General features: G+C 48.7%; 5 protein-coding genes. 4 read left to right on the forward strand and 1 reads right to left on the reverse strand.

Annotated elements, in window-relative coordinates; all coding sequences use genetic code 11:
* Both metH and HRU42_RS20195 read left to right on the forward strand, forming a co-directional pair.
* A partial coding sequence (gene metH, locus HRU42_RS20190; protein ID WP_295033778.1) for a methionine synthase occupies positions 1–2,903 on the forward strand: 2,903 nt, incomplete at its 5' end.
* Positions 2,904–3,582: 679 nt separating this feature from the next.
* Positions 3,583–3,846 (forward strand): YdcH family protein, encoded by a 264-nt coding sequence (locus HRU42_RS20195; protein WP_295033779.1) that lies wholly within the window; start codon positions 3,583–3,585, stop codon positions 3,844–3,846.
* An 894-nt stretch (positions 3,847–4,740) separates the two neighbouring features.
* Here HRU42_RS20195 and HRU42_RS20200 read toward each other — a convergent pair.
* A complete protein-coding gene (locus HRU42_RS20200; RefSeq protein ID WP_295033780.1) occupies positions 4,741–4,965 on the reverse strand; it encodes a hypothetical protein in 225 nt (74 codons plus the stop codon).
* Positions 4,966–5,234: 269 nt separating this feature from the next.
* Between HRU42_RS20200 and HRU42_RS20205 the strand changes: the two genes are divergently transcribed.
* Positions 5,235–6,002, forward strand: a complete 768-nt coding sequence (locus tag HRU42_RS20205; RefSeq protein WP_295033782.1) for an amino acid ABC transporter substrate-binding protein — start codon at positions 5,235–5,237, stop codon at positions 6,000–6,002.
* The coding region (locus HRU42_RS20210) for an ABC transporter permease subunit (RefSeq protein ID WP_295033784.1) at positions 6,002–6,345 on the forward strand (344 nt) is incomplete at its 3' end. The genes HRU42_RS20205 and HRU42_RS20210, both read left to right, overlap by 1 nt.

Consider the following 6,345-nt stretch of genomic DNA (forward strand, 5'->3'; position numbering starts at 1 on the left):
GCCTGCCCAATGAGTTCGGCGGTTATGATGAAACGCCCAAACAGATGGCCGATATTATTGGCGAATGGGCCCAGGAAGGCTTCCTCAATATAATCGGTGGCTGCTGTGGCACCACGCCGGATCATATCCGCGTCATTCGTGAAGCCGTGATCAAGTACCCAGCTCGTCCGCTGCCCGACATCCCGGTGGCCTGTCGTCTGGCCGGCCTTGAGCCGCTGACTATAGATGAAAACTCGCTGTTCCTTAACGTGGGTGAGCGTACTAACGTCACCGGCTCGGCCAAGTTTTTACGCCTCATCAAGACAGGTGCGTTCGAAGAGGCACTTTCTGTGGCTCGAGAACAGGTAGAAAACGGCGCCCAGATCATCGATATCAACATGGATGAAGGCATGCTCGACGGCGCCGAGATCATGCACAAGTTCCTCAACCTTATCGCCTCCGAGCCCGACATCTCTCGGGTGCCTATCATGATCGACTCCTCTAAGTGGGAAGTGATCGAGGCTGGTCTCAAGTGTATTCAGGGTAAAGGCATCGTTAACTCCATCTCCCTCAAGGAAGGTGAAGAGAAGTTTATCCAGCAGGCCACCTTAGTGAAGCGCTACGGCGCCGCCGCCATCATCATGGCGTTTGACGAACAGGGTCAGGCCGATACGAAGGCGCGCAAGATAGAGATCTGTACCCGCGCCTATCGAGTATTGGTGGATAAGGTGGGCTTCCCACCGGAAGATATTATCTTCGACCCCAATATTTTCGCCATCGCCACGGGTATCGAAGAGCACGACAACTACGCCGTCGACTTTATCGAGGCCACCGCTGAGATAAAGCGCACCTTGCCCCATGCGATGATCTCCGGCGGTGTATCAAATGTCTCCTTCTCCTTCCGCGGTAACAACCCGGTCCGAGAAGCGATTCATGCCGTGTTCCTCTACCACGCAATTCAAGCTGGCATGGACATGGGTATCGTCAACGCCGGTCAATTAGCCATCTATGACGACATCGACCCTGAGCTTAAGGAAAGGGTCGAGGCCATCGTCGGCAACCTGCCTTGCACCGCTGTAGATAAGAATGGCGATGCCACCAATAACACCGACCTGTTATTAGAAGTCGCCGAGAAGTTCCGCGGTGACGGCAGTCAAATAGCCAAGAAGGAAGAACTCGAATGGCGCAGCTGGGAGGTCAATAAACGCCTGGCTCACGCCCTGGTAAAAGGCATCACAGATTATATCGACCAAGACACCGAAGAGGCGCGAGCGGCGTCGAGCCGTCCACTGGACGTGATCGAAGGCGCCTTGATGGATGGCATGAATGTGGTCGGTGACCTGTTCGGCTCGGGCAAGATGTTCCTGCCCCAGGTGGTTAAGTCTGCTCGAGTGATGAAAAAAGCCGTCGCCTACCTCAACCCTTATATCGAAGAAGAGAAGACGCCCGGTCAATCGAACGGCAAGATCTTAATGGTCACAGTAAAGGGTGACGTGCACGATATCGGTAAAAATATTGTCGGCGTGGTACTGGCCTGTAACGGCTATGATGTTATCGACCTTGGGGTCATGGTGCCGGTGGAGAAGATCATCGACGTGGCCATAGCCGAGAACGTCGACATCATCGGCATGTCTGGGCTTATCACCCCGAGTCTGGATGAGATGGTGCATAACGTTAAGCGCTTCCATAAGGCCGGCTTAACCATTCCAATCATCATCGGCGGCGCAACCTGTTCAAAAATTCACACCGCGGTGAAAATAGCCCCCCACTCGCCGACGGGCGCCATCTATATCGCCGACGCATCCCGCGCCGTGCCTATGGTGTCTAAGCTGATTAATAACCAGACGCGTCAGGCCACTATCGACGCCGCCTATCAAGAATACGATGTGATGCGCGTGAAGCGCCTGTCACAAACCAAACGTAAGATCATCACCAGTATCGAAGCGGCCCGTGAGAATCGCTGCCAGCACGACTGGGACAACTACACCCCGTTTATCCCTAATCAACTGGGGCGTCAGGTATTTGATGACTATCCATTGGAAGACCTAGTCGAACGAATCGACTGGACGCCGTTTTTCCGCAGCTGGGAGCTACACGGACACTTCCCTAAGATCTTGACCGATAAGGTCGTCGGCGAAGAGGCCACCAAGCTGTTCGCCGATGGCAAGGCCATGCTGAAGCAGATCATCGATGAGAAATGGCTCACCGCCAAGGCTGTTATCGGCCTGTTCCCGGCCAATACCGTCAACCATGACGATATCGAGCTGTACTCCTGTGATGGCACGGATGAGTCGCGTGAGCAACCCATAATGACCCTGCACCACCTGCGCATGCAGATAGAGCGTGTGGGCAACGACAACTTCTGCCTGGCCGACTTCGTCGCGCCCAAAGACAGCGGCGTGGCCGACTACATGGGCGGTTTCGCCGTCACCACAGGGCACGGTATCGACGAGCATATTGCGCGTTTCGAGGCCGACCACGATGACTACAGCGCCATCATGCTCAAGTGTTTAGCCGACCGTTTGGCCGAAGCCTTCGCCGAGCGTATGCACGAACGTGTGCGTAAGGAGTTCTGGGGTTATGCCAGCGATGAAGTATTAGATAACGAAGCGCTAATCCGTGAAAAATATAAGGGCATACGTCCGGCGCCGGGTTACCCAGCGTGTCCCGACCACACCGAGAAGGGCCTGCTCTGGGATCTGTTAAAACCCGATGAGACTATCGGCCTTAATATCACCGAGAGCTACGCCATGTTCCCCACGGCGGCAGTGTCTGGCTGGTACTTCGCCCATCCTAAGTCGCGCTACTTTGGCGTGACCAATATTGGCAAGGATCAGGTAGAAGATTACGCGCGGCGTAAGGGCATGAGCGTGACAGAGACGGAGAGATGGCTTTCTCCGGTATTGGACTACGATCCCGAATAGACTGACACAGAATAGACAAGAGCAAACTTGTTTACTCGGTGGCCCAAGGCCTAAAACAAAGCTGCGGGAATTGAGAATATTGACTCTTTTTGATTGTCATCCTGTTAGCGACATCGTCATCCCGGTGTTCTTTTAGCCGGGATTTCGCTTTCACTTTCCAAACTCCGTTTGGATGTAGAACCCAAGGTTCCTCCTCTTCTCGCAATCAAGAGTAGGGCAAAGAGGATTGCCATCTTATGTGAATAGTCTTGTATGTTCCTGACATAGATAAGACATTCCCTATCTGACCCTACAAGGACGTGGGAAATGCATGAGTGATATTTGACGTATCGCAGGCCTATAGGCCAGATTCACCAATGCCGTGATTGCTATACGGCATATCATCTATGTATTCCGGCAATGCTTTTTAGTCGGGAGTAGACCTCCACGGTCATAAGCGTTCCATACGCTTTAAAGACATTTTCCATATCGCTATGGGTCAGTGGAGGGAATATCGAATGATGTATGGAGCACCATCGACTTGTTTTTTAGGAATACCAACGAGGAATAGCTGTCGCCTGCGGATGCTTGGATGAAGTGAAGAAAGTATGATCTGACCCCGATCATGACTGAACTTCATAGTGCTATAGTGTCGGCAGTGCTAAATAATTAATTTCAGTTCACCGTTCAGGGGTTACCTATGCTAAATGAGAACCATGCGCTTATTTTCGACTTCCCAGAATATAAACAAGACATTGTTTATTTGAATTATAAAGACGAAGCATTCACCAAATTGTCCAAGCAGTATCACCTTCTGGATTATGATATTCGTCAGCTAGAAATTGACGGCAGTCCAACCGATGACGAGCATATGCATCAGCTAAAATTACAACGCGCGAACTTGAAAGATGTCTTGTTCCAACGATTGAAAGCACACCACGACAGCCCGGTTTCAACCAGCTAATTCCAGAACGCGACTACCGAATAAGCCACAGGGCGAATAAAACACAGGGCAGCCCAGAGCAGCCCTGTCTTCCCTCCGTCATTCCGAAAACCCTTTAGATTCTGTCATTCCGGCAATGCTTTTAAGCCGGAATCCATTGTATCGTCCCGCGTTTTTTAGGCTGGAGTCTATTCTGTCGTGCCGGTGTTTTTTAGGCCGGGAGCTTGCTCTTTAGGCAGTCTAAAGTACCTACGACTCCTCGGAGACCTTGTCATTTTGGCAACGTCGAAGGAGATTGTAGGTTTAGGCGGTACTTGCAAATCTAGTGCGCCAAGAATCAGGACACCCATAGTTATTTTCCCTTTGATTATCGCCACCGCATACGCTGATAGCAGCTCTAAATACCCTTACCCGTGAGTGTATGTTCCCTGTTCCCTGTTCCCTGCATGCTCATCATGCAATTAATCTTGGGGAAGCATGAGGCCGAAAATCACACAAGCTAAGAATGGATCCCGGCCTTCGCCGGGATGACAGCAGGAAGTAATCAGGAGGCCAGAATCAGGACACCCACAGTTATTTCCCCTTTGATTAAGAATCAGGACACCCACAGTTATTTCCCCTTTGATTAAGAATTAGGACACCCATGATTAAGAATCAGGACACCCATAGTTATTTGACGGTCTGTTTTCCTTGGTAACTTAGGATCTAAGCAATACTATGCAGTACGATTTTCAAGAACGGTCATTGAGTCACTATATAAATTGTTCTTTTTTATCCATGCTATACACCCTATAAATGGGAGAATACCTATAATGACAAATGATAACCCCAAGCAAAACAAGGCAAATAAATATACAAAGAGCACTATAATTGATGATGTTTTGTGCCCATATATAGCCCCTGTCACCTCATTTTTCACCGCATAGGCGGCAAAATATTTTGCTTTTGAACACCGGCAACAGTTACACGCTCACCTTCTGCAATATCTATGTGATCATGAAGAAGAATAGAGATTGGTTTGTTATCAACCCTGAATGTGATATTTGTCGAGGAGCTAATTCTTCCTCCCCTATTGTCAAAAGAACCACTAGTTTTAGTTTGTTGACTAACATTTGATACTACACCTTCTAAAATATCCATATTTAACCTTCTTTATAAAAATCGTACAATCCATTGTTAGTCAATAACATATCGAGTCTAGTGCAGATTTTCAATGAGTTAGTCGTAATGGTGGCCCTGCTTGTTGAACTAGCATCACCAGATAACGTCAAACAAGATGGCAGTATATATTGTGAACACTGTCGTTCGCGCTGATCTATACTGTTATTCTATATAACTTTTTAGTATTTATATCGATGTTGTTATTTCGATATAATTTAAGCAATTAGATCTTAGCTGAGACACTCTCCATGAAACGACTACTTACCACAGCATTACTGCTCATATCCACTATCGCGGCATCAGCCTCTGTCATGGCCAAAGCCGAAGCAGAAGAGGTGATTAAAGTGGGTATGTCCGGCCGTTACTTCCCATTCACATTTGTTAAAAGAGATGTATTACAAGGGTTTGAAGTAGACGTATGGAATGAAATCGGTACCCGTACCGACAGCAAGATTGAATTTGTAACCTCAAATTTTTCCGGCTTATTTGGCATGCTCGAAGCGGGTCATATCGATACGATCGCTAACCAAATTACGATCACACCGGCGCGACTAGAGAAGTATAACTTCTCCGTGGCTTACGTCATCGATGGGGCCCAGGTTGTCGTACGTAAAGGTAATGACACAATAAAGGGCATTGCCGATCTTAAAGGCAAAAAAGTAGCCGTAAATCTTGGCTCAAACTTCGAGCAGTTACTGCGTAACTTCGACCATAACAATGAAATAACCATCATCACCTATGATGCTGGTTTTGAACAGGACGTAGCCCTGGGTCGTATCGATGCGTTTGTGATGGATAGAGTCTCGTCTGCCGAGTTGATTAAAAAATCAAGATTACCCTTGCAACTTGCCGGCAAGCCCTTTGAAACCATTGAGAATGCCTTGCCGTTCGTCAAGTCTGCAGAAAAAGATGTGATTCGTAACAAGGTCGATAAAGCATTAACCTCTATGCGCGCCGATGGTACACTGGCCGCTATCTCGAACAAATGGTTCGACGCCGACATTACGACTAAATGATGCAATTTGACTACGAATATACCTTTGAACTATTACCGATATTACTCAAATATCTAGGCGTTACCATGGAAATGGCCTTGGTGGGCTTTTTCTTCGCTCTGGTGATGGCGGTTGGGATGGCGGTTATACGCGTGTTCGAGATCAAGGTAGCCAATCAGTTGGTGATCTTATTTATCTCCTTCTTCCGTGGCACCCCGTTACTCGTACAAATGTTTCTGCTCTACTATGGTTTACCCCAAGTATTTCCAATTTTCGTCGGCATGGACGCCTTCAGTGCCGCCGTGTTAGCCCTGACGCTACACTTTTCCGCCTATATGGCCGAAAGCATCCGCGCCGCTATCCT

The sequence above is a fragment of the Shewanella sp. genome, from assembly GCF_013214165.1.
Classification (GTDB): Bacteria; Pseudomonadota; Gammaproteobacteria; order Enterobacterales; family Shewanellaceae; genus Shewanella.

Excerpts from the sequence above, each read along its gene's own strand:
- HRU42_RS20195 (WP_295033779.1), top strand. The coding sequence starts at position 3,583 with ATGCTAAATGAGAACCATGCGCTTATTTTCGACTTCCCAGAATATAAA.
- HRU42_RS20200 (WP_295033780.1), bottom strand. The coding sequence starts at position 4,965 with ATGGATATTTTAGAAGGTGTAGTATCAAATGTTAGTCAACAAACTAAA.
- HRU42_RS20205 (WP_295033782.1), top strand. The coding sequence starts at position 5,235 with ATGAAACGACTACTTACCACAGCATTACTGCTCATATCCACTATCGCG.